26 protein-coding genes are annotated in these 25,780 nt (G+C 75.1%); 7 read left to right on the top strand and 19 right to left on the bottom strand.

All coding sequences use genetic code 11. The features are described from left to right. From ACVJO7_RS05060 to ald, 4 genes are all read right to left on the bottom strand, one after another. The coding region (locus ACVJO7_RS05060; protein WP_491671944.1) for an adenosylhomocysteinase at positions 1 to 438 on the bottom strand (438 nt) is incomplete at its 3' end. A gap of 327 nt (positions 439 to 765) precedes the next feature. Continuing rightward, positions 766 to 2,088: a glutamate mutase L gene (locus ACVJO7_RS05065; protein WP_491671945.1), complete on the bottom strand. Its 1,323-nt coding sequence runs from the start codon at positions 2,086 to 2,088 to the stop codon at positions 766 to 768. 69 nt (positions 2,089 to 2,157) lie between these two features. Beyond that, on the bottom strand, positions 2,158 to 3,702 hold the full coding sequence (locus ACVJO7_RS05070) for an amino acid permease (protein WP_491671946.1): 1,545 nt from the start codon (positions 3,700 to 3,702) through the stop codon (positions 2,158 to 2,160). Positions 3,703 to 3,832: 130 nt separating this feature from the next. After that, positions 3,833 to 4,933 (bottom strand): alanine dehydrogenase, encoded by a 1,101-nt coding sequence (gene ald, locus ACVJO7_RS05075; RefSeq protein WP_344029569.1) that lies wholly within the window; start codon positions 4,931 to 4,933, stop codon positions 3,833 to 3,835. A gap of 89 nt (positions 4,934 to 5,022) precedes the next feature. Here ald and ACVJO7_RS05080 point away from each other — a divergent pair, with 89 nt between their 5' ends. After that, a complete protein-coding gene (locus tag ACVJO7_RS05080; protein WP_344029567.1) occupies positions 5,023 to 5,526 on the top strand; it encodes an Lrp/AsnC family transcriptional regulator in 504 nt (167 codons plus the stop codon). Here ACVJO7_RS05080 and manA read toward each other — a convergent pair. The 5 genes from manA to ACVJO7_RS05105 form a co-directional block, all read right to left on the bottom strand. Further along, a complete protein-coding gene (gene manA, locus ACVJO7_RS05085) occupies positions 5,520 to 6,767 on the bottom strand; it encodes a mannose-6-phosphate isomerase, class I (protein WP_344029563.1) in 1,248 nt (415 codons plus the stop codon). The genes ACVJO7_RS05080 and manA overlap by 7 nt on opposite strands. Before the next feature lie 32 nt (positions 6,768 to 6,799). Next, positions 6,800 to 7,906, bottom strand: coding sequence for an SIS domain-containing protein (locus ACVJO7_RS05090; RefSeq protein ID WP_344029560.1), 1,107 nt, complete (start codon positions 7,904 to 7,906; stop codon positions 6,800 to 6,802). Beyond that, on the bottom strand, positions 7,903 to 8,115 hold the full coding sequence (locus ACVJO7_RS05095) for a Trm112 family protein (RefSeq protein WP_344029556.1): 213 nt from the start codon (positions 8,113 to 8,115) through the stop codon (positions 7,903 to 7,905). Before ACVJO7_RS05095 ends, ACVJO7_RS05090 begins: the two co-directional genes overlap by 4 nt. Before the next feature lie 113 nt (positions 8,116 to 8,228). Then, positions 8,229 to 9,641 carry a phosphomannomutase/phosphoglucomutase gene (locus ACVJO7_RS05100; RefSeq protein WP_344029553.1) on the bottom strand — a complete coding sequence of 471 codons (1,413 nt, stop codon included), beginning with the start codon at positions 9,639 to 9,641 and terminating at the stop codon, positions 8,229 to 8,231. Positions 9,642 to 9,666: 25 nt separating this feature from the next. After that, on the bottom strand, positions 9,667 to 10,029 hold the full coding sequence (locus tag ACVJO7_RS05105) for a DUF3499 domain-containing protein (RefSeq protein WP_344029835.1): 363 nt from the start codon (positions 10,027 to 10,029) through the stop codon (positions 9,667 to 9,669). 135 nt (positions 10,030 to 10,164) lie between these two features. Here ACVJO7_RS05105 and ACVJO7_RS05110 point away from each other — a divergent pair, with 135 nt between their 5' ends. Then, the gene (locus tag ACVJO7_RS05110; protein WP_085914786.1) at positions 10,165 to 10,638 is read left to right on the top strand and encodes a metallopeptidase family protein; all 474 of its coding nucleotides are present in this window, start codon (positions 10,165 to 10,167) and stop codon (positions 10,636 to 10,638) included. 57 nt (positions 10,639 to 10,695) lie between these two features. Here ACVJO7_RS05110 and ACVJO7_RS05115 read toward each other — a convergent pair whose 3' ends face one another. Further along, positions 10,696 to 11,031, bottom strand: a complete 336-nt coding sequence (locus tag ACVJO7_RS05115) for a WhiB family transcriptional regulator (RefSeq protein ID WP_491672211.1) — start codon at positions 11,029 to 11,031, stop codon at positions 10,696 to 10,698. A 164-nt stretch (positions 11,032 to 11,195) separates the two neighbouring features. Here ACVJO7_RS05115 and ACVJO7_RS05120 point away from each other — a divergent pair, with 164 nt between their 5' ends. Further along, on the top strand, positions 11,196 to 11,966 hold the full coding sequence (locus ACVJO7_RS05120) for a site-2 protease family protein (protein WP_491671947.1): 771 nt from the start codon (positions 11,196 to 11,198) through the stop codon (positions 11,964 to 11,966). Here ACVJO7_RS05120 and ACVJO7_RS05125 read toward each other — a convergent pair. Genes ACVJO7_RS05125 through ACVJO7_RS05150 form a run of 6 tightly spaced genes read right to left on the bottom strand, consistent with a single transcriptional unit; the run spans position 11,935 to position 17,827 of the window. Then, positions 11,935 to 12,504 carry an NUDIX hydrolase gene (locus ACVJO7_RS05125; RefSeq protein WP_491671948.1) on the bottom strand — a complete coding sequence of 190 codons (570 nt, stop codon included), beginning with the start codon at positions 12,502 to 12,504 and terminating at the stop codon, positions 11,935 to 11,937. The two genes, ACVJO7_RS05120 and ACVJO7_RS05125, sit on opposite strands and share 32 nt — an antisense overlap. A gap of 2 nt (positions 12,505 to 12,506) precedes the next feature. Further along, complete coding sequence (locus ACVJO7_RS05130) at positions 12,507 to 13,859, bottom strand: coenzyme F420-0:L-glutamate ligase (RefSeq protein WP_491671949.1); 1,353 nt, start codon at positions 13,857 to 13,859, stop codon at positions 12,507 to 12,509. Continuing rightward, positions 13,849 to 14,856 (bottom strand): 2-phospho-L-lactate transferase, encoded by a 1,008-nt coding sequence (cofD, locus tag ACVJO7_RS05135; RefSeq protein ID WP_491671950.1) that lies wholly within the window; start codon positions 14,854 to 14,856, stop codon positions 13,849 to 13,851. The genes ACVJO7_RS05130 and cofD overlap by 11 nt, the downstream gene beginning before the upstream one ends. Positions 14,857 to 14,875: 19 nt before the next feature. Continuing rightward, entirely contained in the window at positions 14,876 to 15,793 is a 918-nt protein-coding gene (locus ACVJO7_RS05140; protein WP_358488128.1) for a DNA-3-methyladenine glycosylase family protein, read from the bottom strand. A 26-nt stretch (positions 15,794 to 15,819) separates the two neighbouring features. After that, complete coding sequence (manB, locus tag ACVJO7_RS05145) at positions 15,820 to 16,890, bottom strand: mannose-1-phosphate guanylyltransferase (RefSeq protein ID WP_344029538.1); 1,071 nt, start codon at positions 16,888 to 16,890, stop codon at positions 15,820 to 15,822. A 58-nt stretch (positions 16,891 to 16,948) separates the two neighbouring features. Then, positions 16,949 to 17,827: a glycosyltransferase family 2 protein gene (locus ACVJO7_RS05150; RefSeq protein WP_491671951.1), complete on the bottom strand. Its 879-nt coding sequence runs from the start codon at positions 17,825 to 17,827 to the stop codon at positions 16,949 to 16,951. 290 nt (positions 17,828 to 18,117) lie between these two features. Here ACVJO7_RS05150 and ACVJO7_RS05155 point away from each other — a divergent pair, with 290 nt between their 5' ends. The 4 genes from ACVJO7_RS05155 to ACVJO7_RS05170 all read left to right on the top strand — a co-directional run bounded on the left by ACVJO7_RS05155 (position 18,118) and on the right by ACVJO7_RS05170 (position 22,073). Beyond that, the gene (locus ACVJO7_RS05155; protein WP_491671952.1) at positions 18,118 to 19,653 is read left to right on the top strand and encodes an LCP family protein; all 1,536 of its coding nucleotides are present in this window, start codon (positions 18,118 to 18,120) and stop codon (positions 19,651 to 19,653) included. Positions 19,654 to 19,682: 29 nt separating this feature from the next. Then, positions 19,683 to 20,420 carry a TIGR03089 family protein gene (locus tag ACVJO7_RS05160; RefSeq protein ID WP_491671953.1) on the top strand — a complete coding sequence of 246 codons (738 nt, stop codon included), beginning with the start codon at positions 19,683 to 19,685 and terminating at the stop codon, positions 20,418 to 20,420. Positions 20,421 to 20,506: 86 nt separating this feature from the next. Beyond that, positions 20,507 to 21,742, top strand: a complete 1,236-nt coding sequence (ilvA, locus tag ACVJO7_RS05165) for a threonine ammonia-lyase IlvA (protein ID WP_491672212.1) — start codon at positions 20,507 to 20,509, stop codon at positions 21,740 to 21,742. Positions 21,743 to 21,800: 58 nt separating this feature from the next. After that, positions 21,801 to 22,073, top strand: a complete 273-nt coding sequence (locus tag ACVJO7_RS05170; RefSeq protein WP_491672213.1) for an MSMEG_0570 family nitrogen starvation response protein — start codon at positions 21,801 to 21,803, stop codon at positions 22,071 to 22,073. Here the strand turns inward: ACVJO7_RS05170 and ACVJO7_RS05175 are convergent. Genes ACVJO7_RS05175 through ACVJO7_RS05185 form a run of 3 tightly spaced genes read right to left on the bottom strand, consistent with a single transcriptional unit; the run spans position 22,063 to position 25,748 of the window. Then, positions 22,063 to 23,241: a benzoate/H(+) symporter BenE family transporter gene (locus ACVJO7_RS05175; RefSeq protein ID WP_491671954.1), complete on the bottom strand. Its 1,179-nt coding sequence runs from the start codon at positions 23,239 to 23,241 to the stop codon at positions 22,063 to 22,065. The genes ACVJO7_RS05170 and ACVJO7_RS05175 overlap by 11 nt on opposite strands. A gap of 9 nt (positions 23,242 to 23,250) precedes the next feature. After that, positions 23,251 to 24,753, bottom strand: a complete 1,503-nt coding sequence (locus ACVJO7_RS05180) for an HNH endonuclease (protein WP_491671955.1) — start codon at positions 24,751 to 24,753, stop codon at positions 23,251 to 23,253. Positions 24,754 to 24,782: 29 nt separating this feature from the next. Next, on the bottom strand, positions 24,783 to 25,748 hold the full coding sequence (locus ACVJO7_RS05185; protein WP_491671956.1) for a squalene cyclase: 966 nt from the start codon (positions 25,746 to 25,748) through the stop codon (positions 24,783 to 24,785). Between the last annotated feature and the right edge of the window lie 32 nt (positions 25,749 to 25,780).

The raw sequence follows: 25,780 nt of genomic DNA on the forward strand, positions 1-25,780 counted from the left end.
GTTCTCGTCGCGGAACTTGAACAGCTGCTCGGTGCACCACCAGTAGTCCTCGAGCGTCTCGCCCTTCCAGGCGAACACCGGGACGCCCTGCGGGCTCTCCGGGGTGCCGTGCGGGCCGACCACGGTCGCGGCGGCCGAGTCGTCCTGGGTGGAGAAGATGTTGCAGGACACCCAGCGCACGTCGGCACCCAGGCTGACCAGCGTCTCGATCAGCACCGCGGTCTGCGTGGTCATGTGCAGCGATCCCGCGATCCGGGCGCCGTGCAGCGGCTTGGCCTCGGCGTACTCGCGGCGCAGGTCCATCAGGCCCGGCATCTCGTTCTCGGCCAGCCGGATGTCCTTGCGGCCCGCCTCGTGACCGTTGATGTCGGCGATGGCGAAGTCGAGGCCGTTCACGGTCTGCAGCTTGGGGTGGCCGGTGGTCTGGGATGCGGTCATGGGGTGGGTGCGCCTCCTCGGGCGATCGGGTCGAACTCATCCGTACGGCCGGGGGTGACCGGCCGCGGAACCGGACGGGTGGGCGCTCCGCGCAGGAAGGATGGGAGAACGGGCCCAGGACGGGTCACGTCGGCCCTCCCTCCTCGTCGGAGACAGGCGCCCTTTCCTCGTCCGTGGCGGGTCGGGCCCGAGCGTGGCGGATCGTGCCCGCTGCTCGCGCAGCCGAGCGGTTCACCGCTGCAGCGCCTCTCGGCGCCCGACTCTCTCGCGGGCTCCATCGTTCCCAGGCGCCCGGTGGGTGTCAACCGCTCCGGGCGCCGGTGACGATCATCCCAGCAGCCGCTCGGCGAGCAGCACACCCGCCGCCCGCTCGCGTCCGTGCGCGGCCAGCAGACCGGCCGGGGCCAGCACGGACTCGCTGTCGACCTCGACGTCGACCTGCGCGAGAGCGGTCATCAGCGCGGGATCACGACGCACCGTCGCGGCCACCGCGGCGAGCCCCGCCGGGTCCCGCTGCCGGAACACCCCGCCGGTCAGGACGACGAGACCGATATCACGGCCGCCCGAGCCCGCCGGATCGATCCGGCCGGCGTACCGCAGGTGCCTGCGCAGCGCGACGACGGCGGCGACGGCCGCGAGCCGCCGGTCCTCCGCCGCGGCACCGCGGTCGGCCGGGACCGCGGCGCCCGAGGTGGCGAGCGCGGCGACAGCCGGCCCGAGCAGGTCCGCCTCCACCGGATCGACCAGCCCCTCGGTCTGGCCCTCGACCAGGACGCCTGCGGCACCGTCGCGGACGCCGAGGTCCCCCTCGACCGTCATCACCGCCTCGGCGGGGAACCCGCCGCCGTCCGGCACGCAGCCGTGCACGCCGGTGGTCGCCGACCCGACGTCGACCACAAGCACCCCGGTCCCGGTCAGCCGGGCCAGCGCCCGCGCACCGTCGGCGACGGCGACCGGCGTCCGGGTGCGGGCCCGCTCCCCCGGGCGGCGCGGCCGCGCGCCGGGGGCCTGCCGGGCGTACAGCTCGGCGACCGCGTCACGGACCGGGCCGGGCACGATCTCGCCCGGCCGCGGTGTCGGGTTCGGGCAGGACCGCACGGTGCGCCCACCGGCCCGCAGCAGCTCCAGCGCGTCCGCCCGGGCCGAGGCATCGACGGCGAGCAGCACCGACCACCGGCCCCGGGTGCGGGCCAGCCGGCCGGCGTTGTGCAGGAGCACGCCGGGGTCCTCGCCGTCCGGCCCGCCGAGCAGCAGCACCGCGCCGGGCTCCTGGGCGGCGAGCTCGCGCACCCCGCGGCCCTCCAGCGGCCCGGTGTGCACGCCGACCACCCGGGCGCCCGCGGACCGGCAGACCCGGTGCCCGGCCTCGACCGTGGTGAGCCGTTCCGCGCCGACCACGGCGAGCCGCAGCGGCCCGCCCGCCGAGGAACAGGCCAGCACCGGCGGGGTGGGGCCGCCGGCGCGGCCCGCCGAGGCCGCCGCGGCGGCGACCGCGGCGTCGACGCCCTCGTCCACGTCGGGGGTGGTCGGGTGCTCGGCGAAGCCGGCCGGGGTGCCGTCCGGCAGTACCAGCACCGCCTTCGTCCAGGACGAGCCGACGTCGAGACAGACCGCGGGGCTGTCCGGATCACCGGGCGGTGGGACGGTCATGGGATGCGAGCGTACTGCTGTCGGGCGGTCACGAGGAGTCGCCGAACAGCGGTAGCGCCCGGCCCTGGGCTACTCCGGGGCGGCCTGCGCCTGCGCCTGCGCCGGGAGCTCGCCGCGCTCGCGCCTGCCGAGCACCGAGTTCTTCCGCGAGTACGCGAAGTAGATCACCACGCCGATGATCATCCACAGCACGAACCGCAGCCAGGTCTCCACCGACAGGTTGAGCATCAGCCACACGCAGGCGAGCACCGCCAGGATCGGCACCAGCGGCACCAGCGGCGTGCGGAAGCCGCGCGGCAGGTCCGGCCGGGTCCGGCGCAGGACGACCACGCCGATCGAGACCAGCACGAACGCGAACAGGGTGCCGATGTTGACCATCTGCTCCAGGTCGTCGGCCGGGAAGAAGGTCGCGACCAGGGCGATCACGGTGCCGATCAGCCAAGTGGCGCGGCCCGGGGTGCCGAAGCTGTTGGTCTTCGCCAGACCGGTCGGCAGCAGGCCGTCGCGGGACATCGCGAAGATGACCCGGATCTGCCCGAGCATCAGCACCATGACGACGGTGGTGAGGCCGAGCAGGGCGCCCAGGGCGATGATCGTCGCCGCCCAGTCGACGCCGAGCGAGGCGAACGCGGTGGCGAGGGTGGCCCGGGTGCCGTCCGGCTGGGTGGCGAGCTCGGTGTACGGGACCATCCCGGTGATCACCAGGGCGACCGCGACGTAGAGCACGGTGACGATGGCCAGCGAACCCAGGATGCCCCGCGGGAGCGCCTTGGCCGGGTTCTTCGTCTCCTCCGCGGTGGTAGCGACGGCGTCGAACCCGATGAAGGCGAAGAACACGATCGCGGCCGCGGCGAACACCCCGTAGACGCCGAACACGCTGGACGAGGCGCCGCCGAAGAAGGACAGCAGCGACTGCTGAATGCCGGTGCCGGTCTCGGTGGTCCCGGCCTCCGGCGACGGCACGAACGGGGTGTAGTTGGCGGCGTTGACGTAGAACAGCCCGAGCACGATCACGAACAGCACGATCAGCACCTTGATCGCGGTGATCACCAGGCTGACCCGGCTGGACAGCTTCGTGCCGCGGTAGAGCAGGAACGCCAGCGCGACGACGAGCAGCAGCGCGCCCCAGTCGAAGGAGAAGAACCCGCCGAGGTCGAACGACGTCGACACGTCGGCGCCGAACAGGCCGAGCGTCTGGGCCAGGTACTCCGACCAGCCCTTCGACACGTAGGCCGAGCCGACTGCGAACTCCAGCACCAGGTCCCAGCCGATGATCCAGGCGAGGAACTCGCCGAAGGTGGCGTAGGAGAACGTGTAGGCGCTGCCGGCGACCGGCACGGTGGAGGCGAACTCGGCGTAGCACAGCGCGGCGAGGCCGCAGGCGACCGCGGCCAGCACGAACGACAGCGAGACCGCGGGCCCGGCGATGTTGCCCGCGGTGCTCGCGGCGAGGGTGAAGATGCCGGCACCGATCACCACCGCGACGCCGAAGACGATCAGGTCGATCGTCCCCAGATCCTTCTTGAGCCGGGTGTCCGGCTCGTCGGTGTCCCGGATGGACTGCTCGACCGTCTTGGTGCGGAAGATCCCGCCACCACGGCTCGTGACCGTCATGGGCGGTGAAGTTACGACCGCCAGCAGCCTTGCGTCACGAATCGGAACCCAGATTTGAGGTCACAATGAGATTGCGCGGTGGAATGTCGCTTTTGTCCCCGTGACCTGCGGGAACGGCCGCGGCGGCGGCTCAGCTCGCGCGGTGCGGCAGCCCGTGCGCCTCGGCGACCTCGGCCGAGAGCAGCTCGCCCCGGTGCGTGGACAGACCGGCGGCGAGCGCCGGATCGGCCGCCGTGGCCGCCTCCCAGCCCTGGTCGGCCAGCCGCAGCAGGTAGGGCAGCGTGGCGTTGGTCAGCGCCCGGGTGGAGGTGTGCGGCACCGCGCCCGGCATGTTCGCGACGCAGTAGAAGACGGTCTCGTGCACCGGGTAGGTCGGCTCGGCGTGCGTGGTCGGCCGCGAGTCCGAGAAGCACCCGCCCTGGTCGATCGCGATGTCGACCAGCACCGCACCCGGGCGCATCTGCGCGACCAGCTCGTTCGGCACCAGGGTCGGCGCCTTGGCGCCCGGCACCAGCACCGCGCCGATGACCAGATCGGCGTTCGTCACGGCCTCGCGCACGGCGAGACCGGTGGAGTAGACGGTGCGGACCCGGCCCGCGTAGCGCTCGTCGATCGCGCGGAGCTTGTCGACGTCGATGTCCAGCACGGTCACCTGGGCCTGCATGCCGGCCGCGATGGCGACCGCGTTCGCGCCCGCGACCCCGGCACCCAGCACGACGACGTCGGCGCCGGGAGCGCCGGGGACGCCGCCCATCAGCACGCCGCGGCCACCGGCCGAGCGCATCAGGTGGTACGCGCCGGCCTGCGGCGCCAGCCGGCCGGCGACCTCGCTCATCGGGGCGAGCAGCGGCAGCCTGCCGTCGGCGGTCCGCACCGTCTCGTAGGCGATCGAGGTGGTGCCGCCGGCCAGCAGCGCGTCGGTGCACGGCCGGGACGCGGCCAGGTGCAGGTAGGTGAACAGCGTGAGGTCGGGCCGCAGGAAGCCGTACTCGGACTCGATCGGCTCCTTCACCTTGAGCAGCAGCTCGGCGGAGCCCCACACCTCGGCGGTGTCGGCCAGGATCTGCGCGCCGGCCTCCTTGTAGTCCGCGTCGGCGATCGCGGAGCCGGCACCGGCGTCGTGCTCGACGACGACCTCGTGCCCGCGCCGGACCAGCTCGTGCACCCCGGCGGGGGTCAGGGCGACCCGGAACTCGTTGTCCTTGGTCTCCTTCGGCACTGCGACGCGCATGTCTCGCTCCTCACCTCGACTACGGTCAATGGTGAAGAAGAAGCGGTACGCTGCCAACAAGCACGACGAAGATTCTCAAAGGAGCGACGTTGAGCGAAGAATCTTCAGGACTGTCCCTCCGTCGAACAGCCCGGCCGAACGACGTTCGGCTCGACGACATCGACCGCGCGCTGCTGCGGCTGCTGGAGAGCGACGCCCGCGCGCCGAACAACGCGCTCGCCGCCGCGGTGGGCATCGCGCCGTCCACCTGCCTCGGCCGGATCCGGGCGCTGCGCGAGCGCGGGGTGATCCGCGGCTACCACGCCGACGTCGATCCGGCCGCCACCGGCCACCCGCTGCAGGCGATGATCTCGGTGCGGCTGCAGGCCGACGCGCGGGACCGCCTCGACGAGTTCGTCGCCCGGGCGTCCCGGCTGCCCGCGGTGCGCGACGTGTACTTCCTGGCGGGCGACGACGACTACATGATCCGGGTCGCCACCGCCGACACGGTCGCGCTGCGCGAGCTGGTCGGCGCGCTCAACTCCTGGACCGAGGTCGCGGGCACCCGGACGTCACTGATCTTCGAGCACCACCGGGCGCCGAACACCTACTGAGACCGCTCCCCGCCGGGCTGGAGCCCGTCGCCCGCCAGGAACACGGTGGCGCCGTCGTCGCCGGTGGTGAGCACGGCGCCGGTGTCGGCGGCGGCCAGGTACACCGCCGCGCCCCGCGGCAGCTCCACCTCCTCGCCGTGTGCGGCGACCGTGGCGGCCCCCGCGGTGCACAGCAGGATCCGCGCCCCGGCACCCGGGACGTCGAGCTTGTCCCGGCCGCCGGTGTCGGCGCGGCGCAGCAGGAACTCCTCCGCCCCGACGTCGTAGCGGTACCAGCCGTCGGTGCCCGGATCCGGCCGCGCGGTGCGCACCGGCGGCGGCGGCGCGGCGAAGTCCAGCACCCGCAGCAGCTCCGGGACGTCGACGTGCTTCGGGGTCAGGCCGCCGCGCAGCACGTTGTCCGAGTTCGCCATCAGCTCGATGCCGGCGCCGGAGAGGTAGGCGTGCAGGTTCCCGGCGGGCAGGTACAGCGCCTCGCCGGGCTGCAGGGTGATCCGGTTGAGCAGCAGCGCGGCCAGCACGCCGGCGTCGTCCGGGTAGCGCTCGGAGAGGTCCAGCAGGGTGCGCGCCTCCCCGGCGAACCGCTCGCTGTCGGCCGTGCGGGCCCCCAGCAGCCGCACCGCCCCCTCCTGCAGCGCGGGGACCAGGCCGTCGAGCACCGACTGCGGCAGCGTGATCCAGGTCGTGAACAGCGCGCGCAGCCCGTCCGAGCAGGGCTGCCCGGCGAGCAGCTCGGTGTAGGACGCCAGCTCGGGCACGTCGAGCGCGCGCAACAGCTCGACCGTCCGGGACGGCTCGCGGAAGCCGACCAGCGCGACGAACTCGGAGAGCGCGCAGATCAGCTCCGGCTTGTGGTTGGCGTCGCGGTAGTTGCGGTTCGGCGCGTCCACCGCGATGCCCGCCGCGTTCTCCCGGGCCCAGCCCTCCCGGGCCTGTTCCAGGCTCGGGTGCGCCTGCAGGCTCAGCGGCTCCTCGGCGGCGAGCACCTTCAGCAGGAACGGCAGCCGCCCGGACCACCGCTCCCGGCCCGGGCCGAGCGCGGCCGCCGGGTCCTGCCCGATGAGCTCGTGCAGCGGGCGCCGCGCCGCGGGACCGCCCACCGTCGACGGCGCGGCCGGGTGCGCGCCCAGCCACAGCTCGGCCTGCGGGTGCGGGGACGGCACCGGCTCGCCGAGCAGGTCGGCGATGACGGTCCGCGACCCCCAGGCGTAGGTCCGGATCGGGTTCTCCAGCAGTTCCACGGGTCTCCCGGTGTCAGCTGTTCGCGGGTGTGTCAGGTGCCGAGCGCGGCCCGGCCGGCCAGGCCCAGGTAGACCGCGGCGATGTCGACGCGCAGCGCCAGCACGGCGGCCCGCAGCAGGACCGCGTCGCGGGTGCCCCGCGGCACCTCCTCGACCGGGTGCGCGACGTCGGCGTTCGGCCATTCCCGGCCGAGCGTGCGGCGGCTGACCGCCTGCGGGTCCTCCTCGCCGGTGCCCAGCAGCACCAGCCGGGGGGCGGGGGCCGCGTCCCGGTCCGGATCGGCGTCGTCGAACGGGTCGTGGAACACCCCGGCCGAACGCTCGGCGAGGTCCACCGCCACCCGCAGCCCGGCGAGCGTGCCCGCCTGGCCGAGATCGGCGGCGTGCGCGACGACGCCGGCGTGCGCCGCCAGCGCGGTCGCCCCCTGCCGGGCGACGGCCGCGGCGGCCGGATCGACCCCCCACAGCAGCGGGGTCCGCTCGGCCAGCCGCAGCGCCAGCGACTTCGCCGGGTTCACGAACGGCTCGTGCCCCGGCTGGTTCCGCTCGGCCTCGGCGTCCAGCGCGTCGGCCAGCGCCTCCAGCCCGGCGGCCGGGGCGGGCGTGATCAGCTCCAGCTCGGTGACCGTCACCAGGACGACGGCCAGCGCCTGGGCGAAGCCGAGCCCCTCGGGCAGCGGGATCCGCGGCTCGACCAGCCGGGCCCGCCCGGCACCCGCCTGGGCGACCGGCCCGGCGTCCGGCGCCGACAGGATCACCTCGGCGCCGCGGCGGACCGCGATCGCGATCGACTCGGCCAGCTCGGCATCGGCCGGATCGGAGGTGTGCGCGACGACGACGTCCAGCGGCCCGACCCAGCCCGGCACCACCGCGGCGTGCACCACCGGGACCGGGCAGCGGTCACCGAGCAGCGCGGTCACCAGATCGGCGACCGCCCCGGACACGCCGGGCCTGCGCAGCAGCACCAGCGCCCGCGGCCGGTGCCCGCGCAGCCGGGCCAGACCGGCCTCGTCGCAGGCGTGCACCGCGGACCGGACCTGCGCCCCCGCCGTCGCGGCGGCCCGCAGCACGCCGGTCGTGTCCCGGGCCATCAGCTCGCCCGGGTCGGCCAGCAGGGTGTCGTCGAGCACGCCGTTCACCCGTCGTCCCTCGCCGGACCGGTCCCCGGGAGGGCCTCGTCCAGCAGCAGCACCGGGATCTGGTCGGTGACCGGGAAGGAGCGGCCGCAGGACACACAGGTCAGCGCGTCCGCGCCCGGCTCGCCCGCGGTGCCGGGACGCAGTGGGGCGTGCGCGTCACACGGGCAGGCCAGGATCTCGAGCAGCTGGGGGTCGAGCTGTACGGCCACGGTTCTCCTCGTCGTCATGTCTGGAGTCGATGCTGCCACCACGGGTCGGCACCGCGCGGGGGCCGACCGGGTACCGGCGCCCGCTGCGGCGGTCACCCGGGGTGCGCGGCACCTCAGGCGCGGACGACCGCCAGCACCTCGTCGACCAGGCTGCGGACCGCCGCGTCGTCCGGCGCCTCCACGTTCAGCCGCAGCAGCGGCTCGGTGTTCGAGGCCCGCAGGTTGAACCACGAGCCGTCCGGCAGCGTCACGGTCAGGCCGTCCAGCCGGTCGAGCGCCACCCCCGGCCGCGGACCGTAGACCGCCTCGATCTCGGCCACCTTCGCCGCCTGGTCGGCGACCGTCGAGTTGATCTCGCCGGAGGCGGCGTAGCGCTCGTAGGCGGTCATCAGGCCGGACAGCGTGCCGCCCGGCTGCGCGCGCCGGTGCTCGCCGAGCGCGGCCAGCAGGTGCAGCGCGGCGAGCATCCCGGAGTCGGCCTTCCAGAAGTCCCGGAAGTAGTAGTGCGCCGAGTGCTCGCCGCCGAACACCGCGCCGGTCTCGGCCATCGTCTGCTTGATGAACGAGTGGCCGACCCGGGTCCGGACCGGCCGGCCGCCGTGCTCGGCGACCAGCTCGGGGACGGCCCGCGAGGTGATCAGGTTGTGGATGACGGCGGCGGACGGCTCGCCGGCGTCGCGCGCCCGGCCCAGCTCGCGGACCGCGACCAGGCCGGTGATGGCGCTCGGGCTGATCGCGTCGCCGCGCTCGTCGACGGCGAAGCAGCGGTCGGCGTCGCCGTCGAAGGCCAGGCCCAGGTCGGCGCCCTCGGCGACGACGAGCTTCTGCAGGTCGACCAGGTTCGCCGGCTCCAGCGGGTTCGCCTCGTGGTTCGGGAAGGTGCCGTCGAGCTCGAAGTACAGCGGCACCACCCGCACGTTCAGCCCGTCGAACACGGTCGGGACGGTGTGCCCGCCCATCCCGTTGCCCGCGTCGACGACCACGGTCAGCTCCGGGCCCGCGTCCAGCGAGGACAGGTCGACCAGCGAGCGCAGGTACGCCGCGTACCCGGCGAGCATGTCCCCGGTGCGGACGGTGCCGGTGGCCGCGACCGGCACGATCCCGTCGGCGAGCAGCCGGCCGGCGTCGTCCCGGATGGTGGTGAGCCCACTGTCCTGCCCGATCGGCACCGCACCCGCCCGGCAGAGCTTGATGCCGTTGTAGCGGGCCGGATTGTGGCTGGCGGTGAACATGGCGCCCGGCAGGTCCAGCGAGCCGGAGGCGAAGTACAGCATGTCGGTGCTGGCCAGCCCGATGTCGACGACGTCGAGACCCTGACCGGTCACCCCGTCGGCGAACGCGGCCGCCAGCGCGGGTGAGCTGTCCCGCATGTCCCGGCCGACGACCACCGCGGAGGGGGCCGGCCGGTCCGCAGCGACCAGCCGCGCGGTCGCCGCGCCGAGGGCGCGCGCGGCCGGTTCGTCGAGCTGCTCGCCGACGACACCGCGGATGTCGTAGGCCTTCACGATCGCCGAGAGGTCGGGCACGACGACTGACCCTATCTCAGGCCGTTCACCCGTCCGCGCTGTCCTCGTCGGGGGTCGGCAGCACCCGCAGGTGCCCCCGCCTGCCGGTCCCGCCGGGCCGGGCCACCACCTCGACCGGCCGGTCCACCCGGCCCGCCTCGCGGACGGCGTCGGCGAGCGCGGTGAGGTCCTCGCCGGTGTGCTGGGGCGGGGCGAACTCGCCCTCGAACCGGACGACCTCCCAGCCGCGCGGCGCGGTCAGGTTGTGCGCGTGCCCGGTGCACAGGTCGTAGGAGTGCGGTTCGGCCTGGGTCGCCAGCGGCCCGACGACGGCGGTGGAGTCGGCGTAGACGTAGGTGAGCGTGGCGACGGCGAGCTCGGTGCAGCCCGTCCGTGAACATCTCCGCACACTCAACACACGGGGGACGATAGCCCGTACGCCCGCGTCCGCCGCACTGCGACGCGCACCCGGCTCGGTGTACGGCGCTCCACCGACGGGCCGTCACCGCTCCGCGACCGCCGCGGCGGGGCCTAGACTGCACCGGTGTCCACCGCCCACCGCCTGCTCCGCCGCACCCCACGCCGCCGGGACCGTCGCGGCCGGGGACTGCGCGGACTGATGTATCCGGTGTCGACGCCCGCCTTCCGCACCCGGGCCGAACGGTTCGACGCGAAGGTGCTGGAGGCCCTGGAGCCGATCGAGGCCCGCTGGGGGCCGGAGCTGGCCGATCTCGACCTGGCCGTCGACGACGTGCCGAGCGTGGACCGGACCTCACCCGACGAGGTGGTCTGGGGCACCGGGGTGCTCGCCGACGTCGGCGTCCCGCTGGCGCACCTGGTGCCGGCCGGGGTGGACCCGGCCGGGATCCCGACCCGGGCCCGGATCGTGCTCTACCGCCGCCCGCTGGAGGCCCGCGCGCGCAACGGCGAGGACCTGGCCGACCTGGTGCACGAGGTGCTGGTCGAGCAGGTCGCGGAGTACCTCAACATCGAGCCGGACGCGGTCGACGGCAACTGACCGGGCCCCCGGTGCACGACGGCCCGGGCACCTCGCGGTGACCCGGGCCGGTACGGCTCAGACGGCTGCTCGGCGCAGCCGCCGTCGTTCCCGCTCGGACAGGCCGCCCCAGATCCCGAAGCGCTCGTCCTGCGCCAGCGCGTACTCCAGGCACTCGGCCCGGACCTCGCAGCCGGAGCAGATCCGCTTCGCCTCCCGGGTGGACCCGCCCTTCTCCGGGAAGAACGCCTCCGGATCGGTCTGGGCGCAGAGCGCACGCTCCTGCCAGTCGGGCACCTCGTCCCCGGGTACCTCGTCCAGCAGCCCCTTCAGGTCCAGAACCTGCGCGACCCGGTCGTGATCCTCCACGACCGGCCGCTCGGCCCCCGGCCCGGCTTCCGCCGGCCGCAGCATCCGCATGAACCCCTCGACGTCGTCCACTCGCCCACCTCCCCGCAACGCACCGGCGAATGACACCGCTGTAAGTACAGCGCCGACATTCGCTCTGTGCAAGCCGGCTCTGCCGAACGAGTGAAGCCCCACGCGCGTCCGTTTGATCGGTTCGGGAGGATGGGTACGTGCCTTCCCTGACCCGCCGTATCAGCCCGTGGTTCCTCCTGCTCGTCGGCATCACCCTGTTCGGGGTGGCGCTGGCGGCCGCCGCGGTCCCGGCCGGGTCCGAGGCGCTCGCAATCACCGGCGTCTTCGTGATCGTGCTGGCCGGCTGGGTCGTGTCGCTGTGCCTGCACGAGTTCGGGCACGCCATCACCGCCTACAAGGGCGGCGACACCTCGGTCGCGATGAAGGGCTATCTCACCCTCGACATCCGCCGCTACACCGATCCCGGGCTGTCCCTGGTGCTGCCGCTGATCATCCTGCTGATCGGCGGCCTGCCGCTGCCCGGCGGCGCGGTCTGGATCAACCAGTGGGCGCTGCGCTCGCGGGCCTGGCGGACCGGGGTCTCGCTGGCCGGGCCGGCCGCGAACCTGGTCGTCGGCTTCGCGCTGATCGTCGTCGTCGCGCTGTTCCCGGGCATGCCGCGCCCGGTCGCCGCCGGGCTCTCCGCGCTGGCGCTGTTCCAGGTCGTCGCGTTCGTGCTGAACATGCTGCCGGTCCCCGGCCTGGACGGGTGGGGCGCGCTCGAGCCCTACCTGTCGGCCCCCGCGCAGCGGTTCGGCGAGAAGGTGCGGCCGTGGGCGCCGCTGGCGCTGCTCGGGGTGCTGCTGTTCGTGCCGGGGGTGAGCGCGCTGTTCTTCACCGGCACCCAGATCCTCTACGCGCTGGCCGGTGGCGACGCCCAGCTCGCCGGGCAGGGGTTCAGCGCGCTGTTCTTCTGGCGGAACCTGTGACCGCCGCTCCCCCGGCGGCGGCGACCATCGCCGGCACCGTGTCGCTGTCCGGGGGCAGCGCGTCCACCGGCCACCAGCGCAGATCCAGCGACTCGTCGCTGATCCGCGGCCGGGCCCCGGCCGGGGCGCGCACCAGGTAGCGCACGTCCAGATGCCGGGTGGGCACACCGCCCGAACAGGTGACCGGATGGACGTCGATGTGCAGCGGCTGCTCGCCGATCGCCAGCCCGTCCATCCCGGACTCCTCGGTCGCCTCGCGCAGCGCCGCCGCGCGCAGCGAGTCGTCCCCCGGCTCGCAGTGCCCGCCGAGCTGGATCCAGCGCCCCACCCGCGGGTGCAGGGTCAGCAGCGTGTGCTCGCCCGCCGCGTCCAGCAGCAGGGCGGACGCCGTCAGGTGCCCGGGGGCACAGGACCGGTCGCAGGCGTCGTCCGGGCGGGCGTCCAGGAACGCCAGCAGCGCGTACCGCAGCGCCCGCTGCGCCTCGTCCGGCGGCTCCCAGCCGGTCAGCTCACGGGCCGCCGTCGCCGCTGTCACCATCGCTACATCTCCAGCAGGTGCTCGGCGGTGTCCCGCGGGGCGCGCGGGCCGAGCGGCTGCGCCGGGACCCCGACCGCGACCGCGCCGAGCGCCGCCCAGTCCGCCGGCAGCTCCAGCGCCGAGCGGGCCACCTCGGGCGCGAAGATCGTCGACCCGACCCAGCAGGACGCCAGCCCCTCGGCCGCCAGCGCCACCAGCAGCGCCTGCACCGCGGCGCCGCCGGCGACGGTGAACATGTCCCGCTCGGCGGCGGCGCGGGCGGCGTCCGGGTAGTCGTGCATGCCCTCGCCGCTGCGGAAGGCGAGCACCAGCTCGGGTGCCCGGCGCAGCAGGTCGCCGCGGGCCAGCCGGCGCTCGATCTCGTCGGCCGGGCGCCCGTCGGCGGCCAGATCGGCCCGCCAGCGGTCGCGCATCGCGTCCAGCACCGCGGACCGGCGCCCGGGGTCGCGCAGCCACACGAACCGGAACGGGGTGCTGTGGTGCGGGGCGGGCGCGGTCAGCGCGACGCCGACGGCCCGGCGCAGCGCGGCGGCGTCCACCGGCTCGTCGGCGAACTCGCGGGTGCTGCGGCGCAGCAGGACCGCCTCGCGGCGGCCGAGGGCGAGCGCCTCCTCGGTGCCCAGCGAGAACAGGTCGTCCTCGAGCGGGCGGATGAGATCGCGGGCGACCGAGCCGTCGTCGGTCAAAGTCATGCCGCGCACGACGGCCACCGGCACCGCGCCGAGCTTGCCCTTGACCAGGTCGGCGGCGGCGGCGAGCTCGTCGGCCAGCGCGATCTCGGTGACCAGCAGGTCGTTGCCCTGGGCGTCGACGGCGCCGCCGTAGCGGTGCAGCACCGGGACGCCGGCCGAGCCGATCGCGACGTCGGTCTGCCCGATCCGCCAGGTCCGGCCCAGGGTGTCGGTGACGACGACGCCGACGTCCACCCCGAGCCGCTCGCGCAGCCCGGCGCGCAGCGCGGCGGCCGAGGCGTCCGGATCGGCGGGCAGCAGCGCCAGCTCGTCGCGGCGCACGTTCGACCCGTCGATCCCGGCCGCGGCCTGCACGATGCCGAGCTTCCCGGCGACGATCAGCGTCCTCCCGCGCCGGGCCAGCACCCGCTCGGTCTCCTGATCGACCAGCCTGCGGCGCAGCGCGTCGCGCTCCTCCTCGTCGGCCGGGGCCGGGACCAGCTTGCCCTCCACCTTGGAGAAGACCTTGCTGGTGACGACGACGACGTCGCCGTCGCGCAGCCAGCCCAGCGCGTCGGCGAGCACCGCGGTGAGGTCGTCGCCGGGACGGAACTCGGGCAGGCCGGGCACCGGGCGGATCTCCAGCCCGGCCGAGGCGTGGTCGGGGAACGGCTCAGACGGCACGACCGGCCACCTCGAACGCGGCGCGGGCCATCTCCGCGGTCGCCTCGACGTCGGTCATCAGCAGCGGGACCTCGCGGACGGTCGCGCCGGGCACGGTGGCGGTGTCGCCGGTGTGCACCAGGTAGCCGTCGAGCAGGCCGCCCTCGCCGCGCCCGCCGTAGTGCCGCCCGACGCCCTCGGCGCTGGTCTCGACGCCGATCGCGGTCAGGCAGGCGTCGGCCATCCCGCGCACCGGGCGGCCGCCGACGATCGGCGACAGCCCGACGATCGGCGCCGGGGTCGTCGCGAGTGCCTGTGGGACACCCGGGACCGACACGATCGTCCCGATGCTCACCACCGGGTTCGACGGCGCCACCAGCACGACGTCCGCCCCGGCGATCGCGGCCCGCGCGTCCGGCTGGATCGCGGCCTGGTCGGCGCCGACCGAGGCGAACCGGTACGCCTTCGGCGCGGCCCGGTGCCTGATCCACCACTCCTGGAAGTGCACGGCGACCTGCGGCGCTGCGTCGTCGGTGTCGCCCGGCTCCGGGTTGTCGATGACGACGTGGGTCTCGACCCGGTCGTCGGAGGCCGGGATCAGCCGTACGCCGGGCTGCCAGCGGTGGCAGAGCGCCTCGGTGACCTGGGACAGCGGGTAGCCGGCGCGCAGCATCCGGGTGCGGACCAGGTGGGTGGCGACGTCCCGGTCGCCCAGCCCGAACCAGGTCGGGTCGGCCCCGTACGCGGCGAGCTCCTCGGCGACCGACCAGGTCTCCTCCGAACGGCCCCAGCCCTTGCCGGTGTCGATGCCGCCGCCGAGGGTGTACATGCAGGTGTCCAGGTCCGGACAGACCCGCAGGCCGTGCAGCCAGATGTCGTCGCCGACGTTGACGACCGCGTCGATCTCGTGCGGATGGCCCTCGGGCGCGGGCCCGGTCGCGGGCAGGCCGAGCGCCGCCTTCACGCCTTGCAGGAAGCGGGCCCCGCCGACCCCTCCGACCAGAACGGTGACCTTCACGGGAACGACCCTACGGCGGTCACAGGGTGCGGTAGTCGCGCGGGGAGAACCTGGGGCCGAACCGCGGCCGCCGGAACCCCGACGACTCGATGTAGCGGACCGCCCGCTGGCGCTGCCCGGCGTAGGGCGCCAGGACCTCCAGCAGGCCCGCGTCGTCGAGGTCGTGGCCGAGCAGCGCGTGGCCGACCGTGTTCGGGATGTGGAAGTCGCCGAAGCTCACCGCGTCCGGATCGCCCCACACCCGCTGGGCGATCTCCGCCGCGGTCCACACGCCGATCCCGCGGACCCGGCGCAGCAGCACCCGCCCCGGCTCGCCGGCCAGCCCGGCGGCCGCCTCCAGCCGGTGCGCGACGACGGCGGCGTGCAGGATCGCCGAGCGCCGCGCGTGATCGACCCCGGCGCGGTGCCACTCCCAGTCCGGGATCGCCCGGACCTGCTCCGGGGTCGGCGGCACCCGCATCCCGTCCGGCACCACCCCGGCCGGGCCGGGCGCCGGGTCGCCGAACCGCCGGGCCAGCTCGCGGAACGACCGCCGGGCCTCGGTGCCGGTCACCTTCTGCTCCAGCACCGCGGGCAGCAGCGCGTCCCACACCCGGCCGGACGAGCCCAGGCGCAGGCCGGGCATCCGCCGGACCGCGTCGGCGACCAGCGGATGGTGCGCGACGAACACCGACGGGTCGTCGTCGCCGCCGAGCAGCGACGGCAGCCGGTCGATCTCCCAGTCCGCGCCGGGCCCCCAGGCGGTGGCCCGCACCGGCCCGCCGGCCCGGCGCCGGTAGGCCACCGTGGCCGGGCCGTCCGGCGTGGTGCTCACCCGCCAGACGACGGCGCCGTCGCTCGCCGTCCGCCACGTCGGGTCACCGCGGCCGCGGCGCAGCGGGGACAGCACCCCGTACAGGTCGAGCGGGTACGGCGGGTGCCACTCGCGGTCTCGCATCGTCACCGCCGGGGCTCGGCCGGGGCTCACACGTCGGGGGAGAACCGGATCCCGTGCGGCGGGAGCGTGACGTCCGGCCAGATCCGCAGGTTGTGCCGCAGCTCGCAGTGCGCGCCGATCACCGCCCGGTCGCCCACCACGGTGTCCCGCACGCTGGCGCCCTCCTCGACGACGGCGCCGGCGCCGATCACCGAGTTCTCCACGACCGCCCCGGCGGCGACCACGGCGCCGTCGAACAGCATCGAGCCCTCGATCTTCGCGCCGGACCCGATCCGGGCGCCGCGGCCGATCGTCGATCCGCCGAACACCAGCGCGTCGGACGCCACCTCGGCGCCGTCGAGGATCATCGCCTCGCCGGTCGGGCCGGGCAGCGCCGCCGACGGCGCGACGCCGCGGACCAGGTCCGCCGAGCCGTGCACCAGGTCGCCGGGGGTGCCCATGTCCCGCCAGTAGGCGACGTCGACGTGCCCCTGCACGTGCGCGCCGGAGGCCAGCAGGTCCGGGAACGTCTCGCGCTCCACCGACACCGGGCGCCCCTCGGGGATGGTGTCGATGACCTCGCGCCGGAACACGTAACAACCGGCGTTGATCTGGTCGGTGGGCGGGTCCTCGGTCTTCTCCAGGAACTTCAGGACCCGGCCGCTCGGGTCGGTCGGCACGCAGCCGAACGCCCGCGGGTTCTGCACCCGGACCAGGTGCAGCGTGACGTCGGCGCCCGAGGAGCGGTGCGTGTCCGCCACCGCCCGCAGGTCGGTGCCGGCCAGCACGTCCCCGTTGAAGATCATGACGTGCTCGGCGGAGAGCTTCTGCGCGACGTTGCGGATCCCGCCGCCGGTGCCCAGCGGCTCGGTCTCGGTCACGTAGGTCAGGTCGAGCCCCAGCGCGGTGCCGTCCCCGAAGTGTTCCTCGAAGGTCTCGGCCAGGTAGCTCGTGCCCAGCACCGCCCGCCGGATGCCCGCCTCGCGGATCCGGGACAGCAGGTGCGCCAGGAACGGCACCCCCGCGGTGGGCAGCATCGGCTTGGGCGCCGACAGGGTCAGTGGCCGTAGCCGGGTGCCCTTGCCCCCGACCAGAACGACCGCCTCGACGTCCTGCAACGCGGTTCCCCCTCAGGTGTTCTCTCGTCAGCTCTCGGTCGGCTCCGGTGAGCCGGTCTCAGCCCGCGCGGGCCGCGAGTCGCGAGCGGACGGCGAGCCCGGCCCGGACGGCGGCCCGCAGCGGTGCCCGGGCCGGGCCCGGGTGCCGGTCCGCCAGGAACCGGTAGGCGCTGCGGTGGTGCTCGGCGAGCATCCGCGCCGACACCTCCGGCTTGCCGGTGGAGACGCCGCCGACGTGCGTCACCTCGGCCGAGGGTACGTAGACGTTCTGCCAGCCGGCGAGCGTGAGCCGGCGGCCGAGGTCCACGTCCTCGAAGTACATGAAGTAGCGCGGGTCGAAGCCGTCGACCGAGTCGAACGCGGTCCGCCGCAGCAGCAGGCAGGACCCGGACAGCCAGCCGGCCGGCCGCTCGGTGAGGTCCTCGCGGGACCGCCGGTAGGCCGTGGTCCACGGGTTCCCCGGCCACACCGGCCCGAGCGCGGCGTGCCCGGCACCGGCGAGCAGCGACGGGACCTCGCGCGCCGACGGGTAGACCTCGCCGGAGGGCTCGCGGATCAGCGGGCCGAGCGCGCCGGCGCGCGGATGCCGCACACCGGCGTCGAGCAGCGCGTCCAGCGAGCCGGGGGCCCACTCCAGGTCCGGGTTCGCGACGACCACCCAGCCGTAGGAGTCGTCCAGCCCGGCGACCCCGCGGTTGGCCGCGGCCCCGTAGCCGACGTTCTCGCCGATCGGCAGGAACCGCACCTCGTCCCGCTCCCGGGCGGCCCGCTCCGGGGCGCCGTCGACCGAGCCGTTGTCGGCCAGGACCACCGGCACGCCGGACCGGCCGGTCGCACCGGCCAGCGAGTCCAGGAAGGCGTCCAGGGTGCGCCCCGGGGAGTAGGTCACGGTGACGACGGCGACCCGGTCGCCGTAGGTCCGCACGGATGGCTGCACACCGGGCACGCTAGCGAGGCCGGGCCACCGCCGCCCGGGCGGCGTCACGATCGCGCCGCGAACGTCACACCCGGTGACGACCGCAGCACTGGGGATATCCCCTCCCGAACCGTCCCCGGCCGTCCGATCAGCGACGACGCGGTGCGCCGCAACGTCACCCTCAAGTCCGTGCCGGATCAAGCATCCGGGCGACCGGGCCGACACGCATGCCGGTACGGCCCCCGGGAAGGGCCCCGATGCTGCACCCTGAACCCGATCGGCAGCCCGGACCGACGTGAGGGGAGGCGGGCATGAGCGACCCCCGCCGGCCCCGTGTCCGTCCGTACCCGCCGTCGTCCGCCCGTCCGGCCGATCGCCGCCCGCCCGCCCGGCCGTCCACCGGTCGGCGCTGGCTGTACCGGTTCCAGGTGGGCGTCGCCGCGATGTCGGTGCTCACCCTGCTGCTGACCGGCGCGGTGTGGACGCTCTACCGGGACGTCACCGGCGGCATCACCACCACCAACGTGATCTTCGGCGGCTCGGCGGGCGGCGAGCGGAACATCCTGCTGGTCGGGGTCGACAGCCGCACCGACGCGCAGGGCGATCCGCTGCCCGCCGAGGTGCTGGCCGAGCTGCGCAGCGGCGCCGAGGACGGCGTGCTCAACTCGGACACGATCATCGTCGTGCACGTCCCGACGGACGGCGGCGGGGCCACCGCGTTCTCGGTGCCGCGCGACTCCGAGGTGCGGATCCCGGGCCTCGGCCGCAACAAGATCAACGCGGCCTACCCGCAGACCAAGGCGCAGGCCGCGGCCCGCCTGGTCGAGGAGGGCATGGCCGACCCGAAGCAGGTCGACGAGGAGTCCTCCCAGGCCGGGCGGCAGGCCCTGATCGGCGCCGTGCAGGACCTGACCGGGCTCGGGATCGACCACTACGCCGAGGTCAACCTGCTCGGCTTCTACAACCTCACCCAGGCCATCGGCGGTGTCGAGGTCTGCCTCAAGGCCCCGGCCCGGGACGCGTTCTCCGGGATCGACCTGCCGGCCGGGCCGCAGACCATCTCCGGCGCCGACGCGCTGGCCTTCGTCCGGCAGCGGCACGGCCTGGCCGGCGGCGACCTGTCCCGGATCACCCGGCAGCAGGTGTTCCTGGCCGCGGTGGCGAACAAGGTGCTGTCCTCGGGCACGCTCGCCGACCCGACGAAGCTGGGCGCGCTGATCGACGTCGTGCACAGGTCCGTGGTCATCGACAGCGGCTGGGACATCCTCGGGTTCGCCGAGGAGGCCTCCCAGATCGCGGCCGGGCAGATGGACTTCCTGACCATCCCGACCGGCGGCCCGCGCAACACCGGCAGCGGCGACGTGCTGGTCGTCGACCCGCAGGACGTGCAGGAGTTCGTCGCCCGGCACACCGAGCCCGCGCCGGAACCCGAGCCGGAGGCCGAGCCCGCACCGGCACCCGCACCGGTCGTCGCCGACGTCGCGAACGGCTCCGGCACCACCGGTCTCGCCGCCCGGGTCGCCGGCGTGCTCGGGCAGAACGGGATCACCCCCGGCGAGATCGGCAACGCGCCGGAACGGACCACCTCGGTCGTCCGCTACAGCCAGGCCGACGGCGACGCCGGGGCGCGGCGGGTCGCCGGCGCGCTCGGCGGGATCGGGGTCGAGCAGTCCGACGCCGTCGGCCAGGGCCGGGTGCAGGTGCTGATCGGCGCCGACTACTCCGGCGCGGGCACCTCGTCGTCCGCGGGCGCCGCGCAGACCGGCGGCTCCGGCTCCGGCCCCTCCCCCGCACCCGCGCCCGCCACCCCGCCGATCTCGGCCGGCGGGGTGCCCTGCATCGACTGACGACCGGCGCTGGGTAGCGTCGGCGGACGATGACCACCGTCTTCGGCTCCGGCCTGTACCTCACCGACGCCCTGCTCGGCCCGGCGCTCGGCACCGCCGCCGCGCGCCCGCTGTTCACCCACTACGACGACGCCACCGGCGAGCGGATGGAGCTGTCCGGCACCACCGCCGCGAACTGGACGGCGAAGGCGGCGAACCTGCTGCGCGACGAGTGCGACGTCGAACCCGGCAGCCGGGTGTCGGTGCTGCTCCCCGCGCACTGGCAGACGGCGGCCGCGCTGCTGGCGGTGTGGTCCTGCGGCGCCGAGCTGGTCGGCGACCCGGCCACGGCGGACCTGGTGCTGGCCGACGCCGCGCGGCTGGACACCGCGCTGGCGGCCGGCGCGGACGCGATCGTGGCGTTCTCGCTGGACGCGTTCGGGCGCGGCCTGACCGGGCTGCCCACCGGGGTGCTGGACTTCGCGAGCGAGGTGCGGGTGCACGGCGACGACTTCGTGCCCTGGGACCCGGTGCCCGGCGACGCCGTCGCCTGGGACGGGGCGACCGGCGCCGAGGTGCTCGACGCCGCCCTCGCCCGGGCCGCCGCGCTGGAGCTGACCGGGGGCGCGCGGGTGCTGTCCACCCTCGCCTGGGACTCGCCGGAGGGCCTGCGCGACGGGCTGCTCGCGGTGCTCGCGGCGGGCGCCTCGCTGGTCCAGGTGGTGAACGCCGAGGGATCGCTGGAGCGGCGGGCGGAGACCGAGCGCGCCACCGTACGGCTGGGCTGACCACTCCCTGGTGCAGGCCGGCCGGTGCGGCCGTGAGACGCTGGTCGATCGTGAACCCCAGCACTTCCCCTGCCCCCGGCACCCGGGTGAGCGCCGCGGACGTCGACGACGCGGCGGCCCGGCTCCGCGCCGTGATCGGACCGACCCCGCTGCAGCTCAACCCGCGGCTGTCCGACGCGCTCGGCGGCGAGGTCTGGGTGAAGCGCGAGGACCTGCAGCCGGTCCGCTCGTACAAGATCCGCGGCGCGTACAACCTGATCGCCCAGCTGCCCGAGACCGACCGGGCGGCCGGCGTGGTCTGCGCGAGCGCGGGCAACCACGCCCAGGGCGTCGCGTTCGCCTGCCAGCGGCTCGGCGTGCGCGGGCGGGTGTACCTGCCGGGCACCACACCGCGCCAGAAGCGCGACCGGGTCGCCCGCCTCGGCCGGGACGCGGTCGAGATCCGGGTGGTCGGCAACACCTACGACGACGCCGCGGCGGCCGCCCGTGCCGACGCCGAGTCCACCGGGGCGACCCAGGTCCCCGCGTTCGATGATCCGCGCACCGTCGCCGGGCAGGGCACCATCGTCCGGGAGATCCTGTCCCAGCTGGCGGACCCGCCGGACCTGCTCGTGGTGCCGGTCGGCGGCGGCGGGCTGCTCGCCGGGGCCGTCACCTACCTGCGGGAACACTCGCCGTCGACCCGGATCGTCGGCGTCGAGCCGGCCGGCGCGGCCAGCATGGCGGCGGCGATGACCGCCGGCGAGCCGGTGGAGCTGGCCGCGCTGGACCCGTTCGTCGACGGCGCCGCGGTGCGCCGGGTCGGCGCGGCGACCTTCGACGTCGTGCGCGAGTCCGGCGTCGAGCTGGTCGCGGTGCCGGAGGGCCGGATCTGCGTGGAGATGCTGGCGCTCTACCAGTCCGACGGGATCATCGCCGAGCCCGCGGGCGCGCTGTCCCCGGCGGCGCTGGACCTGCTCGACATCCCGCGCGACGCGAGCACGGTGTGCCTGCTCTCCGGCGGCAACAACGACGTCAGCCGCTACGCCGACATCGTCGAGCGCGCGCTGGTGTTCGAGGGCCGCAAGCACTACTTCCTGGTCGAGTTCCCGCAGGAGCCGGGCGCGCTGCGCCGGTTCCTCGACGACGTGCTCGGCCCGGACGACGACATCACCCTGTTCGAGTACACCAAGCGCTCCAACCGGGAGACCGGGCCCGCGCTGGTCGGGGTCGAGCTGGGCTCGCCGGACGACCTGCCCGCGCTGCTCAAGCGGATGGACGAGGCCCCGCCGCACATCGAGCAGATCCCGCCGGACAGCCCGCTGTTCGGGTTCATCCTGTAAGTGCCCGCGGGCAACACCGGGGTAACCGCGGGCACCTAGCGTCGCGGGCGTGCCCGAGATGATGTTCGACGTCCGGTGGCCGGACGGCACCGAGGTCAGCTACTACTCGCCGTCGCTGGTCGTGGAGGAGCACCTGGCGGCCGGGGTGTCGTACCCGGTCGCGGACTTCGTGGACCGCAGCCGGACGTGCATGGAGATCGCCGACGCCCGGGTCCGCGCGAAGTACGGCTTCGGCTGCAGCCAGTCGGCGCGCACCATCGCGCTGATCACGGCCGCCGCCGGGCGGTTCGAGCCCACCGACGAGGTGCGGGTGGAGTCGTTCAGGCACTGACCCGGCGCGCCGTCAGCACCAGGTGCAGCACGATCCCCACGGCCAGCCCCCAGAACGCCGAGCCGATCCCGCCGATCGTGAACCCCGCCGCGGCGAACAGGAACGCCATCGCGGCCGGCACCCGGGCCGCCGGAGCCGCCTCGGCGCCCGCCGGTACCGCCATCGCCCCCGTCACCGCGGCCGCGAACGTCCCCAGCAGCGCCAGCCCCGCGACGGACTCGATCACCCCGGGCGGCGCGGCCGCGACCAGCGCGGCCAGGGTCGTCGCGAGCGGTGCCAGCACCAGGCAGGTGATGCCGTTGGCCTGGGAGGCGATCCAGCGCCGGGCCGGGTCCGGATGCGCCTCGGGTGAGGCGGGCAGCGCGGCGGTGATCGCGGCCAGGTTGATCGCGTGCGCGCCGGCGGTGGCGCCGATCATCGTCCCGGCGCCGGTGACCACCATCGCCTGCCGCCACGGGACCTGGTAACCGGCGGCGCCGAGCACGGCGACGCCGGGCAGGTTCTGCGAGGCCATCGTGACCACGTAGAGCGGCAGCGCGACGCCGACGACGGCCGCGACCGAGAACGACGGCGCGGTCACCGTCAGCGTGGGCGGCTGCAGCCAGGACCAGCCGTCGGCGAGCACGATGACGATCGCCAGCGCCAGCACGAACGCCGCGGGCGCCGCCCAGCGCGGCGCGAACCGCTGCAGCACCACCCAGACGACGACGATCGGGGCCACCAGCAGCGGCTGCTCGGCCAGCGCCCGGACCGGCGCCAGGCAGAGCGGCAGCAGGACCCCGGCGAGCATCGCCTGGGCCAGCGGCGCCGGGATCGATCCGACGAGGCTACCGAGCCGGCCCCACAATCCGGTGAGGACGATCAGCGCCCCGGTGAGCAGGAACGCGCCGACCACCGCCGGCCAGCCCCCGGCGACCGCCCCGGTGGTGGCGAGGAGCGCGGCCCCCGGGGTCGACCAGGCGACGGTGATCGGACGGCGGGAGCGCCGGCTCAGCCAGAACGTGGCCAGGCCCATCAGCGCGGTGAGCACCACCAGCCCGGACGAGGCCTGCGCCGGATCGGCCCCGGCGGCGGTGAGCCCGGCCAGTACGACCGCGAACGAGCTGGTGACCCCGACGACGGCGGACACGATCCCGACCGACACCGGCTGCAGCAACGATCGTTCCACGGGAGAACCCTAGATCCGCGGCACCCGTCTCCGGCGGACACGGCCCGTGCGTCGTCGGGCACCTCCCGGTGACCCGCGGCCCCGCGGGGGCGGGGCGGGCAGGCGACGAGGTCGGCCCGGTAGCCGGCGGAGCCGCGACATGGACCAGCGACGGCGAGCACAGCCACCGAGCACTCGGGGACCGGCCCGCCGCCGTGATCCTGGTGATCCGGTCCGGCGCGCCCGGCCGAGGTAGGTGTGCCCGGTCGGCGTGGTGGTCCGCACCGTGTGCGGCGTGTCGCCCAGGCCGTCCGCCAGCACCTCGACCGACCAGCCCGGCAGCTCCCGGACGAGGTTGCCGCGGACGCAGACCGTCCGCCCGTTCGCCGGGGTCGTCGGGCCACCCCGGCGGGCGGGGACGATGTGGTCGATGTGCCGGCCCGGGGCGTCGCAGTAGGGATCGCGGCAGCGGTCGTCGTCGCGGATCCGGACCAGGGCGGCCGGCACCCCGCCGAAGTACCGCCGCCGCGGATCGGCGCCGACCAGCAGCCCACCGGCCGGGCGGGCGAACAACCGCCGCCACCAGCGCCGCCCCTGGGTGCCGGCGAGGATGTCGCGGGCGATGCCGACCGGGACCGGGCCGTGGCCGACGATCTCGGCGGTGCCACCGGCGGCGGGATCGACCAGCTGGTCGACCCCGATCACGATGCCGAGCTCGACGTTCACGTCGGCCGCCCGGGCCTGCCCGGTCAGGCGTTCGACCAGGGTGTCGGCCATGATCTGGTCGCGGTTGCGATCGGATCCGGCGCCGACCACCGCATCGGCGTGCCGGCGCAGTGCGGCCAGGCAGGCGACGCCCTGCTCGACCGGGAGGCAGGCGGACAGCACCGCCATCGTGTCCGGCGCGGGCCGCCACCCGACCCGGCGGTCCGTGCGGGCGGTGCGGCCCCGGGCGACGTACGCCGCCGGGTCGCACTCGTAGGCCAGCCGCCGCGCGAGCGCCGCCGCTGCCCGGCGGCCGAGCTCGTCGATGCCGGCACCGGCCAGCTGCTCGTCGACCGAGCGCCGGGCCTCCCGGTCGAGATGGCGGGTCTCCGACACGACGTGCTCGGCGACCTCCTCGCTGATCCGCCCCGCCCGCAGCAGCGCGCAGACCCGGGGCAGGTCGAGGTGCAGCGCGCGGGCGCTGCCCAGCCGTCGCGAGCCGGCCGACGGGGAGATCCGGCAGGCCAGCGCGACCTGGTCGGCGATCCCGCGCTCGGCGGTGCGTGGATCGAGATCGCCGGCGGCGATCCGCTCCTCGACGGCGGCGCGGGCGAAGCCGACGATCTCGGCGCCGTGCCCGGCGGCGACCACGGCACGGAGGCGCTCGAACAGCGCGATCCGGTCGATCCGGACCGCCGGCCCGGCGCCGGTGGCGCCACCGGGATCCGAGGGGAGCCCGGCCAGCGCCTCGAGCACCGACCCGAGGACGGCGACGACCGGATCGGCACAGCCGGGATCGGCACCCGGTCCGCCCTCACTCGACCACATGTTCGAACAGCAGCGCATCACCAGGCCTTCTATCGAGCGCTTTCCACATCGGATTCCCACCAGGCCAGCACCCGGAGCGCGTACAGCGTCAGCCACCGCGACGGCTCCCCGGCCGGGGCGTCCACCTCGAACCAGACCGCTCCCGGATCACGCTCGCCCTGCCGCCACCGGCCGTCCGCGCCCCGCGCCGCACGGACGAGCGCGACCGCGTCGGCCAGCCGCGGATCCGGCCGTCCCCCGTCGAGTGCGGCCGCGCGACGGAAGTGGTCGGTCGCGCGGAGTGCGTCGTAGCGCCAGCGGAACGGGTAGGCGAACCGGTCGACCCACGACCCGACCCGCTCACCGGTCGAGCGCCGGTACAGCAGGCGGCGGCTGAGCAGATACTCCTCGCCCGCGCTGCGGGCCGCCCGGGTCGCCGCGGTGCCCCCGGTCGCCGTCTCGTGCGCGAGCAGCCCGGCGAGCGAGTTCAGGGTCGAATGGAACGACGACCGTCGCGCACCGTCGCCCCGGTCGCAGTTCCAGCCGCCGTCGTCGAGCCGGTGCTCGACGAACCGGTGCGCCAGCGGCTCCATGTCGCGCCCGAGCCACAGCCCGTTGGCGAGGGTGCAGGCGTTGATGCAGCAGTCGACCTCGCCGTCCCAGTAGGGAAGGTCGTCGTACTCCCAGCGGCAGTTCCGCTCCAGCGGCTCGACCGTCCGGCGGTCCCGAAGGACCTGCGGCGTCAGGCCCCACTCGCGCAGCGCGTTCAGCGACCAGGTGGTGGCCGTCCAGGGTTGCCCGTCCACCCCGGTCGGCTCCGCCGGGAAGTAGGCGCCGCCCGCCCACCGGCCGTCCGGATCCTGGTGGGCGAGCAACCGCGCGCAGAACCCCTCGGTCGCGACCCGCGCCCTGGTCCGTCGCCACACCTGCGACGGTGCGCCGATCAGGTCGCGCTCGACCTGCCAGCGCAGCGCCGGATCGGAGTCGAGCAGCCAGTCCCGCGTCGCAGCGTCCATCGATCCCCCAGCACCGTCCGGTTCGACTAGAA

The organism is Pseudonocardia sp. DxW (assembly GCF_058448985.1).